This is a genomic window from Paraburkholderia phenoliruptrix (assembly GCF_019511605.1).
Taxonomy (GTDB): Bacteria; Pseudomonadota; Gammaproteobacteria; order Burkholderiales; family Burkholderiaceae; genus Paraburkholderia; species Paraburkholderia phenoliruptrix_A.
In genome coordinates this window covers 1-388 of the sequence record NZ_JAEUAV010000076.1, presented here as the reverse complement: position 1 = coordinate 388, position 388 = coordinate 1, and the positions used below count along the sequence as shown (strand labels likewise).

Sequence of the window (388 nt, the reverse complement as noted above, 5' to 3'; positions counted from 1 at the left end):
GTCGCGATGCAGCTGTCCGATGTGCCGATCACGCCCATCTGCCGGGAGAACCCCTCGAGTGCGCCGCAGCCCGACCCGGGCAGGCGCTTGTTGCAGGGCAGATGGGGATCGTAGAAATACGGGCAGCGCGTGCGCTGCAGCAGGTTGCCGCCGGTGGTGGCTTTGTTGCGCAGCTGCCCGGAGGCGCCTGCCACGATCGCGCGGGTCAGCACCGCGTAGTCGCGGCGCACGCGCTCATGCGAGGCCAGCGCGGTATTGGTGACCAACGTGCCGATGCGCAGGCCGCCCTCGTCGGTGGGTTCGATCCTGTCCAGGCCGATGTCCTGCACATCGACCAGGTGCGCTGGCGTCTCGACCTCCAGCTTCATCAGGTCGAGCAGGTTGGTCC

Annotated in this window: 1 protein-coding gene; it reads right to left on the bottom strand. The window is 68.3% G+C overall.

Translation table 11 applies throughout. The annotated features are described in order from the left end of the window. Nucleotides 1-388, bottom strand: a 388-nt coding sequence (locus JNB89_RS30830) for an FAD binding domain-containing protein (RefSeq protein ID WP_220364735.1), incomplete at both ends; no start/stop codon positions are given.